At 69.9% G+C, this 16986-nt stretch carries 18 protein-coding genes; 7 read left to right on the forward strand and 11 right to left on the reverse strand.

The features are described from left to right. Window positions 1–11 precede the first annotated feature (11 nt). Together ACIA58_RS16070 and ACIA58_RS16075 are read left to right on the forward strand one after the other, a co-directional pair. Window positions 12–521 (forward strand): SigE family RNA polymerase sigma factor, encoded by a 510-nt coding sequence (locus ACIA58_RS16070; RefSeq protein WP_396404411.1) that lies wholly within the window; start codon window positions 12–14, stop codon window positions 519–521. Continuing rightward, window positions 518–1648: a Gmad2 immunoglobulin-like domain-containing protein gene (locus ACIA58_RS16075; RefSeq protein ID WP_396404412.1), complete on the forward strand. Its 1131-nt coding sequence runs from the start codon at window positions 518–520 to the stop codon at window positions 1646–1648. The genes ACIA58_RS16070 and ACIA58_RS16075 overlap by 4 nt, the downstream gene beginning before the upstream one ends. Here ACIA58_RS16075 and ACIA58_RS16080 read toward each other — a convergent pair. The 5 genes from ACIA58_RS16080 to ACIA58_RS16100 form a co-directional block, all read right to left on the reverse strand. Further along, complete coding sequence (locus ACIA58_RS16080; protein ID WP_396404413.1) at window positions 1641–3035, reverse strand: sensor histidine kinase; 1395 nt, start codon at window positions 3033–3035, stop codon at window positions 1641–1643. The two genes, ACIA58_RS16075 and ACIA58_RS16080, sit on opposite strands and share 8 nt — an antisense overlap. A gap of 32 nt (window positions 3036–3067) precedes the next feature. After that, window positions 3068–3757: a response regulator gene (locus tag ACIA58_RS16085; protein WP_396404414.1), complete on the reverse strand. Its 690-nt coding sequence runs from the start codon at window positions 3755–3757 to the stop codon at window positions 3068–3070. A gap of 23 nt (window positions 3758–3780) precedes the next feature. Further along, the gene (locus ACIA58_RS16090) at window positions 3781–4002 is read right to left on the reverse strand and encodes a hypothetical protein (protein ID WP_396404415.1); all 222 of its coding nucleotides are present in this window, start codon (window positions 4000–4002) and stop codon (window positions 3781–3783) included. Beyond that, entirely contained in the window at window positions 4002–4430 is a 429-nt protein-coding gene (locus ACIA58_RS16095) for a hypothetical protein (RefSeq protein ID WP_396404416.1), read from the reverse strand. Before ACIA58_RS16095 ends, ACIA58_RS16090 begins: the two co-directional genes overlap by 1 nt. 107 nt (window positions 4431–4537) lie before the next feature. Then, on the reverse strand, window positions 4538–4867 hold the full coding sequence (locus tag ACIA58_RS16100; RefSeq protein ID WP_396404417.1) for an ArsR/SmtB family transcription factor: 330 nt from the start codon (window positions 4865–4867) through the stop codon (window positions 4538–4540). Window positions 4868–4932: 65 nt separating this feature from the next. Between ACIA58_RS16100 and ACIA58_RS16105 the strand changes: the two genes are divergently transcribed. Continuing rightward, window positions 4933–5418, forward strand: coding sequence for a YybH family protein (locus ACIA58_RS16105; RefSeq protein WP_396404418.1), 486 nt, complete (start codon window positions 4933–4935; stop codon window positions 5416–5418). 124 nt (window positions 5419–5542) lie between these two features. On the opposite strand, the gene ACIA58_RS16110 is transcribed toward ACIA58_RS16105, so the two are convergent. From ACIA58_RS16110 to ACIA58_RS16130, 5 genes are all read right to left on the reverse strand, one after another. Continuing rightward, on the reverse strand, window positions 5543–6259 hold the full coding sequence (locus ACIA58_RS16110) for a 16S rRNA (uracil(1498)-N(3))-methyltransferase (RefSeq protein ID WP_396404419.1): 717 nt from the start codon (window positions 6257–6259) through the stop codon (window positions 5543–5545). 168 nt (window positions 6260–6427) lie between these two features. Continuing rightward, a complete protein-coding gene (dnaJ, locus tag ACIA58_RS16115) occupies window positions 6428–7570 on the reverse strand; it encodes a molecular chaperone DnaJ (protein ID WP_396404420.1) in 1143 nt (380 codons plus the stop codon). Window positions 7571–7601: 31 nt separating this feature from the next. After that, window positions 7602–8624, reverse strand: a complete 1023-nt coding sequence (gene hrcA, locus ACIA58_RS16120; protein ID WP_396404421.1) for a heat-inducible transcriptional repressor HrcA — start codon at window positions 8622–8624, stop codon at window positions 7602–7604. Window positions 8625–8749: 125 nt separating this feature from the next. After that, window positions 8750–9853, reverse strand: coding sequence for a Gfo/Idh/MocA family protein (locus ACIA58_RS16125; protein WP_396404423.1), 1104 nt, complete (start codon window positions 9851–9853; stop codon window positions 8750–8752). Continuing rightward, the gene (locus ACIA58_RS16130) at window positions 9838–10479 is read right to left on the reverse strand and encodes a ThuA domain-containing protein (protein WP_396404424.1); all 642 of its coding nucleotides are present in this window, start codon (window positions 10477–10479) and stop codon (window positions 9838–9840) included. Before ACIA58_RS16130 ends, ACIA58_RS16125 begins: the two co-directional genes overlap by 16 nt. Window positions 10480–10572: 93 nt before the next feature. On the opposite strand from ACIA58_RS16130, the gene ACIA58_RS16135 reads away from it, so the two are divergent. The 4 genes from ACIA58_RS16135 to ACIA58_RS16150 all read left to right on the forward strand — a co-directional run bounded on the left by ACIA58_RS16135 (window position 10573) and on the right by ACIA58_RS16150 (window position 14361). Further along, window positions 10573–10959, forward strand: a complete 387-nt coding sequence (locus ACIA58_RS16135) for an EF-Tu/IF-2/RF-3 family GTPase (protein WP_396404425.1) — start codon at window positions 10573–10575, stop codon at window positions 10957–10959. Between the two features lie 22 nt (window positions 10960–10981). Next, a complete protein-coding gene (locus ACIA58_RS16140; RefSeq protein ID WP_396404426.1) occupies window positions 10982–11752 on the forward strand; it encodes an MBL fold metallo-hydrolase in 771 nt (256 codons plus the stop codon). A gap of 92 nt (window positions 11753–11844) precedes the next feature. After that, on the forward strand, window positions 11845–13380 hold the full coding sequence (locus ACIA58_RS16145; protein WP_396404427.1) for an NCS1 family nucleobase:cation symporter-1: 1536 nt from the start codon (window positions 11845–11847) through the stop codon (window positions 13378–13380). 156 nt (window positions 13381–13536) lie between these two features. After that, the gene (locus ACIA58_RS16150; protein ID WP_396404428.1) at window positions 13537–14361 is read left to right on the forward strand and encodes a DUF3097 domain-containing protein; all 825 of its coding nucleotides are present in this window, start codon (window positions 13537–13539) and stop codon (window positions 14359–14361) included. Here the strand turns inward: ACIA58_RS16150 and ACIA58_RS16155 are convergent. Continuing rightward, the gene (locus tag ACIA58_RS16155) at window positions 14336–16912 is read right to left on the reverse strand and encodes a DUF3376 domain-containing protein (protein ID WP_396404429.1); all 2577 of its coding nucleotides are present in this window, start codon (window positions 16910–16912) and stop codon (window positions 14336–14338) included. The genes ACIA58_RS16150 and ACIA58_RS16155 overlap by 26 nt on opposite strands. Window positions 16913–16986 lie beyond the last annotated feature (74 nt).

Genomic DNA, 16986 nt, shown 5'->3' on the forward strand with positions numbered 1-16986 from the left:
ACGAAGAGTGCGTGACACATGAGTCCTCGTGGGATGCCGACGAGGCGCTGACGGCTGTCTACACCGCCCATTACACCTCGCTCGTCCGCCTCGGCGCCCTGCTGCTGCGCGACACCGGCGCGGCGGAGGAGATCGTGCAGGACGCGTTCGTCGCGATGCACGGTCGCTGGCACCGGCTCCGCGACCCCCACAAGGCGCTCGCGTACCTGCGGACCGCGGTGGTGAACCGCTGCCGGTCCCGCCAGCGCCACCTGGTGGTGGTGGACAAGCACACCCCGAAGACCCTCCCCGACGAGCCCAGCGCGGAGCAGGCGGTACTGCGGACCGCGGAGACCGACCGCGTCATCGAGGCGATGCGGACCCTGCCGGAGAAGCAGCGCACCGTGATGGTGCTCCGGTACTACGGCGACCTGTCGGAGGCCGAGATCGCCGACACGATGGGCATCAGCCGGGGCTCCGTGAAGAGCCACGCCGCGCGCGCGACCAAGTCGCTACGCCAGCTCCTGGAGCAGAACGCATGAACGACCAGAACCCGAACGAGCCGTTCGACGAGCTGATGCGCAAGGCCCTGCGGGACGAAGCGGACCGGATCGAGCCGGCCGACGCGCTGCCGGAGATTCGCGCCCGCGCGCACTCCCAGCGCCGGCCCGTCGCGCGGCGGCCCTGGCTCCTGACCGCCGGCGTGGCCGCGCTCGGCACCGCCGCGGCGGTCGGCGCGTTCACCGTGTTCAACGGCGGCCAGAACACCGCCAACGACGGCGACGCGGTGGCCGGCCCGGGTACGACGGCCACCGCGTCCGGCGTACCCCAGAGTCGGACGCCGTCGGTCACCAAGGCCTCCCCGTCGCCCGTCCCGGCCACGCTGCCTCCGACGACGTCCCCTGCCGTCAAGACCGCGCAGCCCACGGACCGCGGCAAGCCTGAGCAATCCGTGTCCAGCGCGGTGGTCCCGGTCTACTGGCTCGGACAGCAGGCCGGCGTCCCGAAGAAGTCCGCAGCTCGCCTGTACCGCACCTGGTCCAAGGTCAGCGGCCGTCCCGCCGAGGAAGCCGTCCGGATCATGACCACCAAGCAGCCGCAGGACCCGGACTACTACTCGGTCTGGCGTGGCGCGGCAGTGAACTCCGTGACCCGCTCGGACGGTGTGGTGACGGTCGACTTCAAGCAACTGCCGAAGACCACCCTGGACGCCGACCTCGCGAGCGTCGCGACGCAGCAGCTGATCTACACCGTCCAGGGTGCGCTCGCGGACGACTCGTCAGCGGTCCAGATCACCCAGCAGGGCCGGGCCGGTCAGAAGCTGTTCGGCCAGGTCGACACCAGCGCACCGCTCGGCCGGGCGCAGGCGGCGGACGTCCAGGCGCTGGTCTGGATCACCTCACCCGGCGAGGGCTCGGTGACGAGCGGCAAGGTCACCGTGCAGGGCACCGCGAACGCGTTCGAGGCGACCGTCAACTACCAGCTGACCAATCTGAAGACCCGCGAGACGAAGACGAGCTTCACCAGCACCAAGGAGGGGCAGAAGTTCTCGCCGTTCTCGTTCTCGGTGTCGCTCAGTCCCGGGCCGTGGCAGATCGAGGCTTATCTGATCTCCGACGCCGACGGCAGCATCACCAACACCGACTCGAAGACGATCCTGGTCAAGTAGCCGGGAGCACGATGGTGAACCCCGCGCCGCCTTCGGCCGCCGGCCCCGCGGTGAGCGTGCCACCGAGCCTGGTGACCAGTCCCTGAGCCAGCGCGAGGCCGATCCCCGAACCGACCGGCCGCCGGCCGCGGTACTTCTGGTTGAGTACGCCGGGCTGGAAAGCGACGGCGTAGTCCTCCGGCGCCAGGCCCGGACCGCCGTCGCGAACCTGGATCGTGACGTCTGCCGGCGTGCGATCCAGTGACATCGTCAGCTGCGCACCCGCCGGGGTGACGCGGAGAGCATTCTCGGCCAGACCGTCCAGCACCTGCCGGATCCTGCGCGGGTCGGTGGTCGCGACGGCCGGCACCGGGGGCAGGTCGAGCTGGAACCGGACGCCCTGCCGCTCGCAGCGCACCCGCCAGACCTCGGCGCACGCGACCAGCGTCTCGCGCAGGTCGACCCGGGCGAGGTCGAGCTGGAACTGGTCCGCACCGATCCGCGCGAGGTCGAGCAGGTCGCTGACCAGCCGTTCGAGCCGCAGCGACTCCTGCCGGATCACCTGACCGGCATGCCGCGGATCGGTCGCGACGCCGTCGGCCAGCGACTCGGCGAACCCGCGAACAGCGGTCAGCGGCGTGCGCAACTCGTGCGAGACCGAGAGCAGGAACTCGCGCTGCCGCGCCTCGCTGTGTTGCAAGGCGACCGAGAGTTCGTTGACCGCGGCCGCCACCTCGGCCACCTCGATCGGTCCTTCGACCGGTGCACGGAGATCACGCCGGCCCTGACGCATCGCGGCCGCGACGTCCGCCGTACGACGCAATGGGCGGCCGAGGAGCCGCCCGAGCAGGGCACCGGCGAGGGCGGCGACCAGCAGACCGGCGCCGAGCGCGAACAGGATGTTGCGGATCAGGACCCGCTGCGTATCGGCGGCCAGGCGCACCGGTTCGACCAGGGCGAACCCCGAGCTGTCGCCGAGACCGCGAGCCTCGACCAGGTAGTCAGTGCCGCCGACCCGGACCTCGGTGGAGGTGCGCTGCGTGCTGCCGATGTGGTCGAGCCCGGCCGTGATCGCTGCCTGGGTGGAGTTACCGTCGGTCGACTGGACCCCGCGCCGCGGCAGGAGCAGTACGACGACGATGCCCTGGCCGCGGACGACCTGCGCAACCCTGCCGAGCCCGGCCGCACGCGAGCTCAGGCCACGCTGATCCACCTGCCCGGCGATCACGTCCGCCTGCGCGGCCAGCGACTGCTGCAGTACGTTCTGGGCGGACCGCCGGGCGAGCCCCGCCATCACCAGACCCGCCACCAGTACTGCGATCCCTGCGACCGCTACGCAGGTCAGCACGATCCGGGTGGCCAGCGAGCCACGACCGGCCTCGTCCGGGGTCCGGACCTCGACGGACATCAGTCGGCCATCAGTCGGCCATCAGTCGGCCATCAGTCGCGGTCGGCCGCATAGCCGACGCCGCGCACGGTACGGATCGGACTGGCCGCGCCGAGCTTCGCGCGCAACTGGGCGATGTGTACGTCGACCGTCCGCGTGCCTGCGGCGGACTGGTATCCCCAGACCGAACTGAGCAGCTCGTCGCGTTCGAACACCCGGCCCGGGCGCCGGAACAGCTGCGCCAGCAGGTCGAACTCGGTCGACGTCAGGCTCACCTCGGTCTCACCCGCCCAGGCGCGCCGACGGCCGACATCGACCCGCACGACACCCACCGAGAGCACCTCGCCCGCCGCCGGAGCGCCGCCTGCCGTACGCCGGAGGACGGCACGGACACGCGCGGCCAGCTCCCGCGGGCTGAACGGCTTCGTGATGTAGTCGTCCGCGCCGAGCTCCAGCCCGAGCAGGCGATCGACCTCGTCGTCCCGCGCGGTGACGAACAGGACCGGCGTCCAGTCCCCAGCGGCCCGCATCGTCCGGCAGACGTCCGCGCCGTCACGGCCCGGCAGACCGATGTCGAGGACGACCGCGACCGGGTGCAGCCGCCGCCACGCGGCGAGTGCCGCCTCGCCGTCGGACTCGATCCGGACGTCGAAGCCGTCCCGCCGCAGGTACAGCTCGATCACCTCGGCGATCGCCGCCTCGTCCTCGACCACCAGGACCAGCCCGCGGCCGGGTTCGGCCATCCTCTGCTCCTGGAGACTCTCGGTCAGGGTGCGTCGTCCCCGGCCAGTTCGCGATCGATCGCGTCCAGGGTAGACCCGATCTGATCCAGCTCCTGCTCCGGCGACCCCACCTGTTGGGTCGCCGGAGCAGGACCGGCGCCCTGCCCACCGGGCTGGTTGCCGTGACTGTCCCCCGAGCTGCCGCAGGCGGACAGTCCGAGGCCGAGACACGCCGTACCGAGCAGCACGGCCAGCGTCTTGCGCATCACTTGGCCGCCTGGCAGTGCGCGGTCTTGAACGCCTCCAGCTTGGTCTTCACCGTGCCGAGCTGCTTCACGCGCTCGGAGCGGCGTTCGGCCCGCTTCTCGAGTTGCGCGGCCGCCTTGTCGTGGCCGTTCGCCTTCTGCTTGGCCGCGCGCGCCTTGAGCCACGCGACCGAACCCTTCACGTCGGCGCCGCCGCTGATCCGCCCGGCCAGCTTGTCGCGCCGCGCGATCATCTTCGGAAGCCGCTCGGCGCACAATTTCTGCGACTCCTCCGGGGTCAGCGTGACCGGCTTGTACGACGTACTCGCCGACGGAGACGGGGTCGGACTCGGATCGGCCGCGGCGATCGTCGTACTCCCGACGAGTCCGCCGACCAGGACGACGGCCGACGTACCGGCCGCGATCGCGCCGCGCACAGACCTGCGCATGTTGTGCTCCTCGTTCTCGTTCGTGCTCGCTCGTGCTGACGAGAACGACTCTGCCCGGCGGGCGTTCGAGGAGGTTCGGGACAGTGTTCGGGGTTTGTAAGAGTTCGTCAGTCCGCGCGGTCGACGGTGGCCGAGAGCAGACCGGGGAACGCCTGGTCGAATTCGGGGCGGCGGAGGCGGTTCAGGCGGCGGGCGCCCTCGTCGCGTTGCTCGATCAGGCCGGCGGAGCGCAGTACGGCGAAGTGGTGGCTGGCGGTCGCCTTCTTGACCGGGAGGTCGAAGGTGCCGCAGGCGCGGGTCCAGTCGTCGTGGGTGGCGAGGTCGCGCAGGATCGACCGGCGGACCGGGTCCGCGAGCGCGTCGAGAGCCGCCTGCAACGGCACCTCGGCCGGATCCACGTGGCTGAGCGTTCGGGCTCGGGCTGACTCGACGACCATGGTGTTCGATCCTTGTCGTACAGTTATGTTCGGTTCCTGTCTAACAGTCTAGCGAGGGGTTCGCGATGCTCGAGCTGGTCGACTACGGATTCGGGCCGGACGCGCGCCCGCGGGTGGACGAGGCGCGGGTGCCGGGGCGGGCGGGTGCGCTGGCGGCGCTCGAGACGTTCTACTACGCGCTCAACAGCAAGGATCTGGAGACGCTCGTCGCGGGGTGGGCGGATGCCGAGCTGGTGCAGCTGAACAATCCGATCGGCGGGATCCTGCGGTCGCGGGAGGCTGTGCGGTCGCTGTACGAGCGGGTGTTCGCGGGGTCGCTGGACGTGCGGGTGACGTTCGGCGACGCGGCGACGTACTGGCTGGAGGGCTCGGTGGTGTTCGCGGGGCGGGAGGTCGGCACGTACCGGCATCCGGCGTTGGGTGAGCAGCCGTTGCGGATCCGGACGACGCGCATCTTCGCGTACGACGGAGCGTGGGTGCAGGTGCACCACCACGGCAGCATCGACGACGCGGATGCGCTCGCGGCCTACCAGCAGGCCGTCCGGGGGTAATCCGGAACTGGTGCAGTTCGACAGGACGTATATGCCCACTGCCCGGCAATCCGGTAGACCGCCAGGCGTGCCATCGCCCGGCAGTAGACGTATACGTCCTGTCGAGCTGCCGACGGCGGAGGGGTCAGGCCCACCGGGACCGGGTGAAGAGGGCGGCTGCTGCGGCGACGCCGGCGGTCGAGGTCCGCAGTACGGTGTCGCCGAGGCGGACGGGGTCGACGTCGAAGGTCTTCAGTTCGGTGGGGGCGATGCCGCCTTCGGGGCCGATGACCAGGACGATGTCGCCACTCGCCGGGACGGTCAGCGACGCCAGCGGGGTGGTTGCTTCTTCGTGCAGTACGACGGGGAGCGCGGCGCGGGCCAGCCGGTCCGCGACCTCGGCCGTGGACGCGAGCGGGGCGACCTCCGCGAACCACGTACGCCGCGACTGCTTGCTCGCCTCGAAGGCCCACGCACGCCACTTCGCGAGCATCTTCTCCATCCGCTCCGGATTCGCCCGGAACTGACTGCGCTCCGCGTTCCACGGCACGATCACGTCGACGCCGACCTCGGTCAGCATCTCGACCGCGGGCTCGGCCCGCTCCCCTTTCGGCACGGCCTGCACCACAACCACCCGAGGATGCGCGGCCGGCACGGTCCCGCGTTCATCCACCGCCACGCTCAGCCCGGCCTTCGAAGCACCCACCACAGGCCCTTCGGCCCAGGCACCGCACCCGTCCGTCAGCCGAATGCGCTCGCCCGCGTCGATCCGACGTACGACAGCCGCGTGCCGCCCTTCGGGACCGTCCAGCACCAGTTCGTCGCCGCCGAGGTCGGCGTGGAAGAACACCGCAACGCCCACCTACCGAGCACCCCCAACCGCCGGCGCCCACCGGCGCCCGTCCGAGGGGTTGACCCCTGAGATGATGGGTTCGGCCCCGAGAATCCGAGGGGCCAACCCAGCACCTGAGGGGTCGACCCCTGAGACGTCGAGGCGCGCGGGGGTGGGGTGAGGGAGCGGGTTCAGCATCTAGTGGGCGCCGAAGGCATCGCGGAGGCGGCCGAAGACGCCCTTGTGGGTGGCTTGGACGTGACCCTGGGGCCGCTCCTCGTCACGGGCGACCGCCAGTTGGCGCAGGAGATCGGCCTGGGCGTCGTCGAGCTTCGTCGGGGTTTCGACGATCACCTGGACGATCAGGTCGCCACGACCCGCGTGCCGCAGCCGGGGTACGCCGCGCGCGGTCAGCGTCTGCGCGGTCCCGGACTGCGTGCCGGGCCGGATCTCCAGCGGAGTCGTCTCGCCCTCGAGCGTCGGCAGGTCGATCGTCGTACCGAGCGCGGCCGCCGTCATCGGCAGGGTGACCGTACAGTGCAGGTCGTCGCCGTTGCGGGTGAAGATGTCGTGCGGCTCGACCTCGATCTCGACGTACAGATCGCCGGCCGGTCCGCCGCCGGGGCCGACCTCGCCCTGCCCGGACAGCTGCACCCGGGTCCCGCTGTCGACGCCACCGGGGATCTTCACGGTGACCGTACGGCGCGAGCGCACCCGCCCGTCGCCGGCGCACTCGACGCACGGGCTCGGGATCGTGGTGCCGTAGCCGCGGCAGTTCGGGCACGGGCGCATCGTCCGCACCTCGCCGAGGAACGACCGCTGCGTGTGGGTGACCTCGCCGCGGCCGTGGCAGATCTCGCAGGTGACCGGCTCGGACCCGGCCGCCGCGCCGGACCCGCTACAGGTCGGGCACAGTACGGCGGTGTCGACCTTGAGCTCCCGGGTCGTGCCGAACGCCGCCTCGGCCAGGTCGATCCGCAGCGGGATCAGCGCGTCCTGACCGCGACGGGTCCGCGGCCGCGGACCACGGGTCGCGCCGCCGGTCTGGCCGAAGAACGCGTCCATGATGTCGGTGAACGTGAACGCCTGCCCGAACCCGGCCCCGCCCGGCCCCGCGCCCGCGGAGGCGAACGGGTCGCCGCCGAGGTCGTGCATCTGCCGCTTCTGCGGGTCGCTGAGCACCTGGAAGGCGCGCCCGATCTCCTGGAACTTCTGGTGTGCGTCCTCGGAGTCGTTCACGTCCGGGTGGTACTGGCGTGCCAGTTTGCGGTACGCCTTCTTGATCTCGTCCGCTGACGCGTCACGGCTGACGCCGAGGACGGCGTAGTAATCGGTGCTCATACTCCAGACCAGGGGGTTGGTAGCAGGTTCGTCATGATTCGGCCAGGATCTGGCTGACGTAGCGGGCGACGGCTCGCACCGCGCCCATCGTGCTCGGATAGTCCATGTGGGTCGGGCCGACGATGCCGAGCGTGGCCAGCGCCTCCGACTTGGACCCGTAGCCGGTCGCGACCACCGACGTGGTGGCCAGCTCCTCGAACGGGTTCTCGTGACCGATGCGGACCGTCAGGGTCTGCGGGTTGGTCGCCTCGCCGAGCAGCCGGAGCAGGATGACGTGCTCCTCCAGCGCCTCCAGCACCGGCTTGACGTTGCGCTCGAAGTCGTCGCCGTACCGCGTCAGGTTGGCCGCGCCGCCGACTGCGATCCGCTGCTCGCCGACCTCGTCGGTGAACGCTTCGAGCAGCGTGGTGACGATCGACGCGACCAGCGAACGGTCACCCGGCGCGAACAGCTCGGGCACGCCGGCCAGCGACGTGGTCGCGTCGGTCAGACGCTGCCCGGCCAGGACGGTGTTGAGCCGCGAACGCAGGTCGGCGATCAATTGCTCGTCGACGTCGTGCGGGTGCTCGACGATCCGCTGCTCGACCCGGCCGTTGCTGGTGATGAGCACCAGCAGCAGCCGGCGCGGGCTCATCGTGACGACCTCGATGTGCCGGACGCTCGACCTGTTCAGCGACGGGTACTGCACGATGGCGACCTGTCGGGTGATCTGGGCGAGCAGCCGGACCGTACGGCGGACGACGTCGTCCAGGTCGACCGCGCCGGCCAGGAACGACGTGATCGCCTTCTTCTCGGCGACCGACAGCGTCTTGACCGTGCTCAGCTTGTCCACGAACAGCCGGTACCCGGCGTCGGTCGGGATCCGGCCGGCGCTGGTGTGCGGCTGGGTGATGTACCCCTCCTCCTCCAGCGCGGCCATGTCGTTGCGGACCGTGGCCGGCGAGACGCCGAGGTTGTGCCGGTCGACCAGGGCTTTCGACCCGATCGGCTCGTGAGTCGCCACGTAGTCCTCGACGATGGCGCGGAGCACATCCAGCTTGCGGTCGTCCAGCACGCGCACCACCCTCTCTCGATCGACCTTGGCACTCGAAAGTTCCGAGTGCCAGTCTACCGAGCCGGAGGAGCCCGCCCGACGCACGGCGGCGTGGGGCGGGTCTCAGCCTGATTCCCAGCTCGACCTCAAGCTGTCTCGGGCGACGCCCCCAACGGTACGGCGGCGGGCCGGTCGACCGTACTCGCGACGTCCACGGGCTGATCCTGGACAGCCGCTTCGAGCAGTGACTCGAGTACGTCGAGCACGTGGTACGCCAACGCTCCGTCAGCGCGGTGTGGCTCACCGCGACGGAGCGCCCGCGCCATGTCTGCCACACCGACACCCCGGCCGGCTCCGGCGTACCCACCGGCGACGGGGACCTCGGTCCACTCGCGCCGCGCGGCCATCGCGAGCTCGACCGTGCCGTCGAAGCCGTTCGGGTCCGGCACGGACAGGCTGCCCTCGGTCCCGTGGACTTCGATCCGCGGCAAGCGCGCAGCCCAGACGTCGAAGGACATCAGGACAGTGGTCAACGCACCGGACTCGTGCTCCAGTACGCCGGTGACGTGCGTCGGCACCTCCACCGGGAACGTCGTACCCGCTCGCGGTCCGGAGTGGATCTGCCGCTCCTGCTTCGACTGGCCGGCCCGCGCCGTGACCCGACGTACCGGACCGAGCAGGGTGACCAGACTGGTCACGTAGTACGGCCCCATGTCGAGGACCGGCCCACCGCCCGGCTGGTAGTAGAACTCCGGCGCCGGGTGCCACAGCTCATGCCCTGGCGTGACGAACGACGCAGTCGCGGCATGCGGTACGCCGATGTCGCCGCGGTCGATCACTGCGCGAGCGGTCTGCGTCCCCGTACCGAGCACGGTGTCCGGGGCGCAGCCGACGCGGAGGTCGTTCGCGGCGGCGTACTTCAGCAGCGGCTCCGCCGCGGCACGGTCCACGGCCAGCGGCTTCTCGCCGTACACGTGCTTGCCGGCCTCCATCGCGGCCTGGTGCACCGGTGCGTGTGCGGCCGGGATGGTCAGGTTGAGCACGATCTCGACGTCGTCCGCGGTGTACAGCTCGTCCGGGGTGAGCGCACGGATGCCCTCGTGCTGGTCCGCGATCGTCTCGGCGCGGCTGCGGTCGAGGTCGGCCACCGCGACCACGTCGACGCCGGGCAGCTTGGCCAGATGGTCGAGGTACGTGCCGGAGATGACGCCGGTGCCGACGATGCCGACGTTGGTCACTTGCTCGCCCACAGCAGCCCCCGCTCGATGATCGTGCGTACCTCGGGCGTCTCCAGGTCGTCCAGCTTGTGGCCGACCGTGCAGACGAAGACCTTGCCCTCACCCCAGGTGCGGGTCCAGATCGCCGGCATCACGGCCCCCTCGATCCACGGGTAGTCCGGGTGCGACTTGAACGTCGTCGTCGCGAGCACGTTGTTGGTCGGGTCGTAGTGCACGTAGTACTGCTCGGTGTGGACGTCGAAGTGCTCGATGCCTTCGACGATCGGGTGATCCTTCACGATCTCGACGCGGTAGTCGGTGAAGCCGTGCGGGTGCGAGATGAACTGCCCGCCGGTGATGAAGCTGTAGTCGACGTTCTTCCGGAACGAGTCCGCGATGCCGCCGTGCCAGCCGGCGAACCCGGTGCCGCGCCGGATCGCCGCCTCCAGCCCCTTGAAGTGTTCGGGCTCGATCTCGCTCATCGTGACGCACTGCAGGACGAGGTCGACGCCGTCCAGCTCGAGGTAGCTCGCGGTCGTGTCGGAGACGGTGACCTCGAAACCGTTCTCCTTCAGGTAGGGGATGAACAGGTCGGTCGCCTCGACCGGCGAGTGCCCTTCCCAACCGCCCCGGACCACCACAGCACGTCGTGTCGTCACACCGATCACCCTTCGAAAGTTTCGACGTTCCGATCGGAACACTTGCGAGCCTAAGTCCCGGGGAGAGGGCTTGCCAACCATTAGTGTCGAGGGATGAGCTGGAAGTTCTGGAAGCGGTCGAATCCGATGGATCCGCAGGAGATGCTCGCGCGCGGGCATGCGCAGGCGAACAGCTTCCCCGGTGCGCCGCGGCCGCAGGACTCGTTGCCGGTCGGCTCGTTCGGGATGACGGTCGAGGATGTGTTCTCGATCACCGGTCGCGGCACGGTGGTGACCGGGCGGGTGCAGGCCGGCACGGTATCGGTCGGCGAGCAGGTGCTGCTCAGCCGCGCCGGGCAGCCGTTGCTGCAGGTCGAGGTGACCGGCGTCGAGATGTTCCGCAAGATCGTGAGGACCGCGAAGGCCGGCGACAACGTCGGCCTGCTGCTCCGCGGCATCCAGCGCGACCAGGTGATCAAGGGCGACGTCCTGAGCAAGTAAATGGGCAAGTAATGTCGTGACCATGAGTGAGTGGACGGAGATCGGCGACCGCACCTGGGTCCGGCGGTACGAGGAGTGGGACCTGAACGTCGGCCTGGTCGTCGGATCCGACGGGGCGCTGGTGATCGACACCCGCGCCACCACCGAAGAGGCCGAGCAACTGCGTGAACACATCCGCGAGCTCACCGACGCCCCGGTCCGCTGGGTCGTCAACACCCACGCGCACTTCGACCACGTCGCCGGCAACAGCGTCTTCGCCGACGCCACCGTCTACCTGCACGAGAACGCGGCGACCGAAGCGGACCTCGCCGGTACGACGTTCGCGGCCGCCAAGGTGATCGACCTCGGCGACCGCCACGTCGAGCTCCTGCACGTCGGCAACGCGCACACGTCCGGCGACACCGTGGTCGTCGTACCCGATGCCGACGTGTCCTTCGTCGGCGATCTGATCGAGGAGTCTGCGCCGCCGTCGTACGGCGAGGACTCGTTCCCACTCGAGTGGCCGGACACGATCGAGGCCGTGGTCGGGATGATGACCGCGGCAACCAAGATCGTTCCCGGGCACGGCGCGGTCGTCGACACCGAGTTCGCCCGCGACCAGGCGATCGAGCTGGGCAAGGTCGCCAACACGATCTCCACGCTGCACCACGCCGGCACCCCGCTGGACGACGCGCTGAAGCACACCGAGGACTGGCCGTGGCCGGTCGAGAAACTCCAGGACGCGATCCGCCGCGGGTACCAGGCCTTGGGCACGCCGCAGCGCCCGAGCCTGCCCTTGCTCGGCCCGGGATGACGCCCTTTCGGGTAGTTGTCCGTTGACACGACGTCATCTCGTCGCGCAACTTGTTCGGAACGGACATCGCCCGACCGGATGAGGTGGGACCTGTGGCCACTGTTGAACAGACCGTGCACCCCGATGGACGAGTCGAGCTGACCGACCCGGGCGCGCTGGCCGACAGCCCGTACGCGAACGCCGAGCTGGCGCCGACGCGGTTGCCGCAGCGGATGTGGACGACGTACAACTACGCCGCGTTGTGGATGGGGATGGCGCACAACATCCCCAGCTATCTGCTGGCGTCCGGCCTGGTCGCGATCGGGATGAACTGGTTGCAGGCGTTCCTCACCATCACGCTGGGGAACCTGATCGTGCTGATCCCGCTGCTGCTGAACAGCCACGCGGGTACCAAGTACGGCATCCCGTTCCCGGTGTTCGCCCGGGCGTTCTACGGCGTCCGCGGCGCCAACTTCCCGGCGCTGCTGCGCGCGTTCATCGCGTGTGGCTGGTTCGGCATCCAGACCTGGATCGGCGGCCAGGCGATCTACGTGATCGTCGGCGAACTGTTCGGCAAGGGATGGAACGAGGCGTCGGCGATCGGCGGCCATCCGTGGACGATGTGGCTGAGCTTCGCGTTCTTCTGGGTGTTGCAGATGGTGCTGATCTTCCGCGGCATCGAGGGCCTGCGCCGGTTCGAGAACTGGGCGGCGCCGCTGGTGACGGTCGCGTTCGTGGCGCTGATGATCGCGATCCTGGTCAAGGCCGGCGGCTTCGGGCCGATCCTGTCGCAGCCGTCGAAGCTCGGCTGGGACGCCGACTTCTGGAAGATCTTCGCGCCGTCGCTGATGGGCATGATCGCGTTCTGGGCGACGCTGTCGCTGAACATGCCGGACTTCACCCGGTTCGGGAAGGGCCAGCGGGCGCAGGTCTGGGGCCAGATCATCGGCCTGCCGACGACGATGTCGTTCATCGCGCTGGTCTCGATCATCACCACCTCCGGCACGGTCGTGCTGTACGGCTCGGCGATCTGGGACCCGGTCGAGCTGACCCGCCGCTTCGAGAACCCGGTGATCGTCACGATCGGCCTGATCATGGCGATCCTCGCGACGATGTCCTGCAACGTCGCGGCCAACGTCGTCAGTCCGTCGTACGACTTCGCCAACGCCCTCCCGCGCTGGCTGAACTTCCGGACCGCAGGCCTGGTCACAGGTGTGATCGGCATCGTGATCCAGCCGTGGCGGCTGATCTCGGACCCGTCGATCTACATCTTCGTCTGGCTGTCGTTCTACGGCGGTCTGCTCGCGTCGGTGGCCGGCGTGCTGATCGCGGGGTACTGGCTGATCAACCACACCAACCTGTTCCTCGCCGACCTGTACCAGCCCAACGGCCGCTACTGGTACGCCGCCGGCTGGAACTGGCGCGGTGTCGTCGCCACGCTCCTCGGCTCCCTGCTCGCCGTCGGCGGCGCGTACTCGAACCCGGGCGCCGGCCCGTTCCCCCAGGACGGCCTGATCCCGTTCCTCAAACCGCTCTACGACTACTCGTGGGCAGTAGGCCTGGTAGTCGGCTTCCTCACCTACTTCGCCCTAACCGCCGCCTCCCCCTCCCCCCACCCCACCCCCACCCCCACTCCCTCCCCAAGCTGACCTCCGCCCGCCGACGTCGAGTCGTGGAAATGGGTGGGAGAAAAAGACCGCAATTCACGACTCGGCAGATGGGGGTGCCGCCTTTCTGCACGACTCGGCGAGAAGCGGGTGTGTGGTTGAGGGGGAAGAGGGTGGGTGGGACATAGCGTTGGGCGCGTGGCTGACAGGTATGGGAACGACGTACTCAGTGGGGACTGGCGGAAGCCGAAGAACGGCCGGACCGTCGAGGTCGAGATCGAGAAGGGGATGGTCGTCGAGGAGCCCACTTCGGGGTTCGTCGGCGCGATCGTGCGCTGGGAGCACGGCGTCGTCGACCTCGAGGACCGGAACGGCAAGATCCGCACGTACCCGCTCGGTCCGGGCTTCTGGATCGACGGCAAACCGGTCAGCCTGAAGCCGCCGAAGAAGGCCGGCCCGGCGAAGAAGACCCGGACGGCCTCCGGCTCGGTGGCCGTGGACAACGTCCGGGCCAAGGTCGCGCGGGCCAGCCGGATCTACGTCGAGGGCCGCCACGACGCCGAGCTGGTCGAGAGGGTCTGGGGCGACGACCTGCGGATCGAGGGCGTCGTGGTCGAGTACCTCGAGGGCGTCGACGACCTGGTCGAGATCGTCAACCGGTTCCAGCCCGGTCCCGGCCGGCGCCTCGGCGTGCTCGTCGACCACCTGGTCGAGGGGTCGAAGGAGTCGAAGATCGCCGCCCAGGTGAGCAACCGGTACGTGCGGGTCGTCGGTCACCCGTTCATCGACATCTGGGAGGCGGTCAAGCCGTCGTCGGTCGGGATCAAGTCCTGGCCGCGGATCCCGCACGGGCAGGACTGGAAGAAGGGCGTGCTGCAGTCGTTCGGCTGGCCGGCCACCGATCAGGCCGACGTGGCCGCGGCCTGGAAGCACATCCTGTCCAAGGTCAACAGCTTCGCCGATCTCGACCCGTCGCTGCTCGGCCGGGTCGAGGAGCTCATCGACTTCGTGACTCTGGATTGATCTGCGGCATCCGCCGTTCGAGCCAGGCGCGGATCCGGCGGCGGGCGCGCCGTACGTACCAGATCACGACGCCGAGGACCGCGCTCAGCGCCAGAACCGCCCCGGCGAGCACCGCCGCGAGCAGGCGCACGCCGTCCACGGCAGCCGCGAGGATCAGCAGCAGGACGCCCACCGCAGCTGTTGCCGCAGGCAACCATGGCTCGAAGATCAGCGGCCGGTGCGCCGGCGTCAGCTTGACGCCGCGGACCATCCGCGCCCACGCCGTCTGCCGGGCCGGCTCGGTGAACCAGCGCGCCGTCCGCAGCAGCCACGACCCGGGCTGATGCTTGCGGCCCGCGGCCGCCTTCACCCAGTTGCCGACCTCAGCCCCGAGGCCGGAGGAGACGTCGACCATCCGGTCGGCCAGGCCCTTGGTGATCGCACGGCCCTCGGGCGACGCGTTCAGCTCGTCCCGCATCGTCACCAGTGCGCTGAGCCCGGCGTCGATCGGGAAGTCCCTGGCCAGTCGCTCGATCTGCTCGGCGATCGCGTCGAGCTCCCAGCCCTCGGCCTGCAGCACCTGCCGCTGCGTCTCGCGGATCCAGTCCGCGTCCGCACCGAGCATCGAGCCCAGGTGCGCGACGCAGTGCAGCCGGCCCATCAACCAGTCCCACCGCCGCCAGTCGGCCGCACCGAACGCGCCGAAGTGCCCGACCTGACTGCCGTACAAGATGCGCTCGTTGAGCTGGTTGGCGATCGAGCCTTCCTGCAGCTCGTCGAGGACGGCGAGCGGGATGTCCGGCCCGAGCCGGAGGAACTGGAACGGCGCGCTGCGCTGCTGCGGCGTACGCGCCGACGTACAGCGGGACACGATCTCCACCTCGAGCGCGGTGTCGACGAGCTCCCAGCCGACCACCGCGACCAGCTCCGCGAACGCGTCACCGAGCGCCCGCTGGATCTGCAGGTCCTCGAAGATGTCGTTCAGCCCGACGGCAACGGCTTCCGCGCCGCCGGCCGGCCGCAGGTCCAGATGCGCGGCGGCCAACTGCACGTCCAGCGCGTCGCGGACCGCCTGCACCTTCATCAGGCAATCGCTCGCCGCGGTCAGTCGTTTCTCCAGCTCAGCCCGCTCGGGCCGCGGTGCCTTGCTGACCCGGGTGCGCAGCGAACGCAGGATCAGCCGGACGATGCGCTCGGCGGCGCCGGTGCCCCACAACCAGCTCGGGTTGCCGTCGGCATCGTCACGGACGGCGGTCGTCGAACCGTCCGGCCCCGGCACCCACGGGTGCTTGGTCGCGAGGATCTCGTCGATCTCCGGCTCCGACAGCGCGGTCGCGGCGTCGAGCACGGTCGACTGGTCGTGACTCGCGATCGTCACCGCCTCCCACACCCCGCCGGCCGCGCGGCCCCGCGAGTACGCCGGTTGCAGCGCCGTGGCGGCCGCCTTCAACCGGGCCCGCTCGTCTGGTTGCTTCAGGCAACGGTCGAAGAGCCGCTGGGTGTCGGACCAGGACGCGTCCGCCTCCAGCAGCAACCGCTCCAGCTGCTCGACGTCGGAGCGGAAGTCGACCTCGCGCGGGAACTGGACGGCCGACAACGCCGACACCCGCCAGCTCGGCTCCTTCGCGCCGGGCAACGCGGTCGACGCGTGCCCGATCCCGGCCGACGGTACGACGTACAGCACGTAACGCGTCGCCTTGCCGGTCACCGGCCGCCGGGCGACGACATCGAGCACGGGACCGAACGGGGCGTTGTCGAGCACGCCGCCGTCCACCAGCCACGAACCGGACTCGGCCGGGCTCGGCTGCATCCGCGGCGGACTCGCGGCCAGCTCGGGCGTCTCCAGGACCGGACCGAACGCCGCCGGGAACGACGCGGACGCACGCGCTGCCCGCGCGAGCAGCTCGGTGTCCTTCAGCCCGTTCGTCTCCTTGACCGAGAACTTCCGGCGGGACCCGTCGTACGTCGGGGCGTCCTCACTCGTGAAGCCGTACAGGTACCGATGGTCGGGCACGACGAAGGCCTGACCGGCCGCGTCCTTCGCCTCGAACTGCTGCACCCCCAGCCCCGAGGCCGTGACGAACAGCGTCACCGGCTCCTCGGCGTCGTTCTCGCCCGCGTCGGCCACGCCCTTGAGCAGCTCCTCGAGCTGCTGGAGGAAGTACTTGCCGTCGAGCACCGAGGTCGACTTCACCCCGGCCGACGGAACCAGCTTGCCGACGTCGAGCGAGCCGAGCGAGACCCACTTCTGCCGCAGCCACGGGCCGTGGTCCCCGTCGGGATCCAGGGTCGAGCCGTTCGCGATCGCTGTCGCGAGCAACGAACCGTTCAGACCGCCGGCACTCGTGCCCGCGATGACGTCGACGACCAGGCGCCGCCGCTCCTCGCCGCGGTGGCACAACTCGCGCCAACGGTCCGCCAGCACCGCGTCGTACGGCTGGGATTCCGGCGCGTCGGATCCGCCGGACGCGCGCCGGATCAGATCCAGCTCGTGCGTCACCCCGCCCATCCAGACCGCCAGGCTGACACCACCGTTCAGAACCAGCGCGATCCGGATCTCGTGGTCGGTCATGGGCCCCCCTTTTGCCAACTAGGGATATCACGGATGCTTTGTTGTCGCAGCGGAGAGTGAACAAAAGGTTGTCG

Origin of the sequence: Kribbella sp. NPDC051586 (genome assembly GCF_044453965.1) — a bacterium.
GTDB lineage: Bacteria > Actinomycetota > Actinomycetes > Propionibacteriales > Kribbellaceae > Kribbella.

What these genes read in the sequence shown, in the direction of transcription:
- ACIA58_RS16075 (WP_396404412.1), top strand. Translation starts at nt 518, where the DNA reads ATGAACGACCAGAACCCGAACGAGCCGTTCGACGAGCTGATGCGCAAG.
- ACIA58_RS16080 (WP_396404413.1), bottom strand. Translation starts at nt 3,035, where the DNA reads ATGTCCGTCGAGGTCCGGACCCCGGACGAGGCCGGTCGTGGCTCGCTG.
- ACIA58_RS16085 (WP_396404414.1), bottom strand. Translation starts at nt 3,757, where the DNA reads ATGGCCGAACCCGGCCGCGGGCTGGTCCTGGTGGTCGAGGACGAGGCG.
- ACIA58_RS16090 (WP_396404415.1), bottom strand. Translation starts at nt 4,002, where the DNA reads ATGCGCAAGACGCTGGCCGTGCTGCTCGGTACGGCGTGTCTCGGCCTC.
- ACIA58_RS16095 (WP_396404416.1), bottom strand. Translation starts at nt 4,430, where the DNA reads ATGCGCAGGTCTGTGCGCGGCGCGATCGCGGCCGGTACGTCGGCCGTC.
- ACIA58_RS16100 (WP_396404417.1), bottom strand. Translation starts at nt 4,867, where the DNA reads ATGGTCGTCGAGTCAGCCCGAGCCCGAACGCTCAGCCACGTGGATCCG.
- ACIA58_RS16105 (WP_396404418.1), top strand. Translation starts at nt 4,933, where the DNA reads ATGCTCGAGCTGGTCGACTACGGATTCGGGCCGGACGCGCGCCCGCGG.
- dnaJ (WP_396404420.1), bottom strand. Translation starts at nt 7,570, where the DNA reads ATGAGCACCGATTACTACGCCGTCCTCGGCGTCAGCCGTGACGCGTCA.
- ACIA58_RS16135 (WP_396404425.1), top strand. Translation starts at nt 10,573, where the DNA reads ATGAGCTGGAAGTTCTGGAAGCGGTCGAATCCGATGGATCCGCAGGAG.
- ACIA58_RS16140 (WP_396404426.1), top strand. Translation starts at nt 10,982, where the DNA reads ATGAGTGAGTGGACGGAGATCGGCGACCGCACCTGGGTCCGGCGGTAC.
- ACIA58_RS16155 (WP_396404429.1), bottom strand. Translation starts at nt 16,912, where the DNA reads ATGACCGACCACGAGATCCGGATCGCGCTGGTTCTGAACGGTGGTGTC.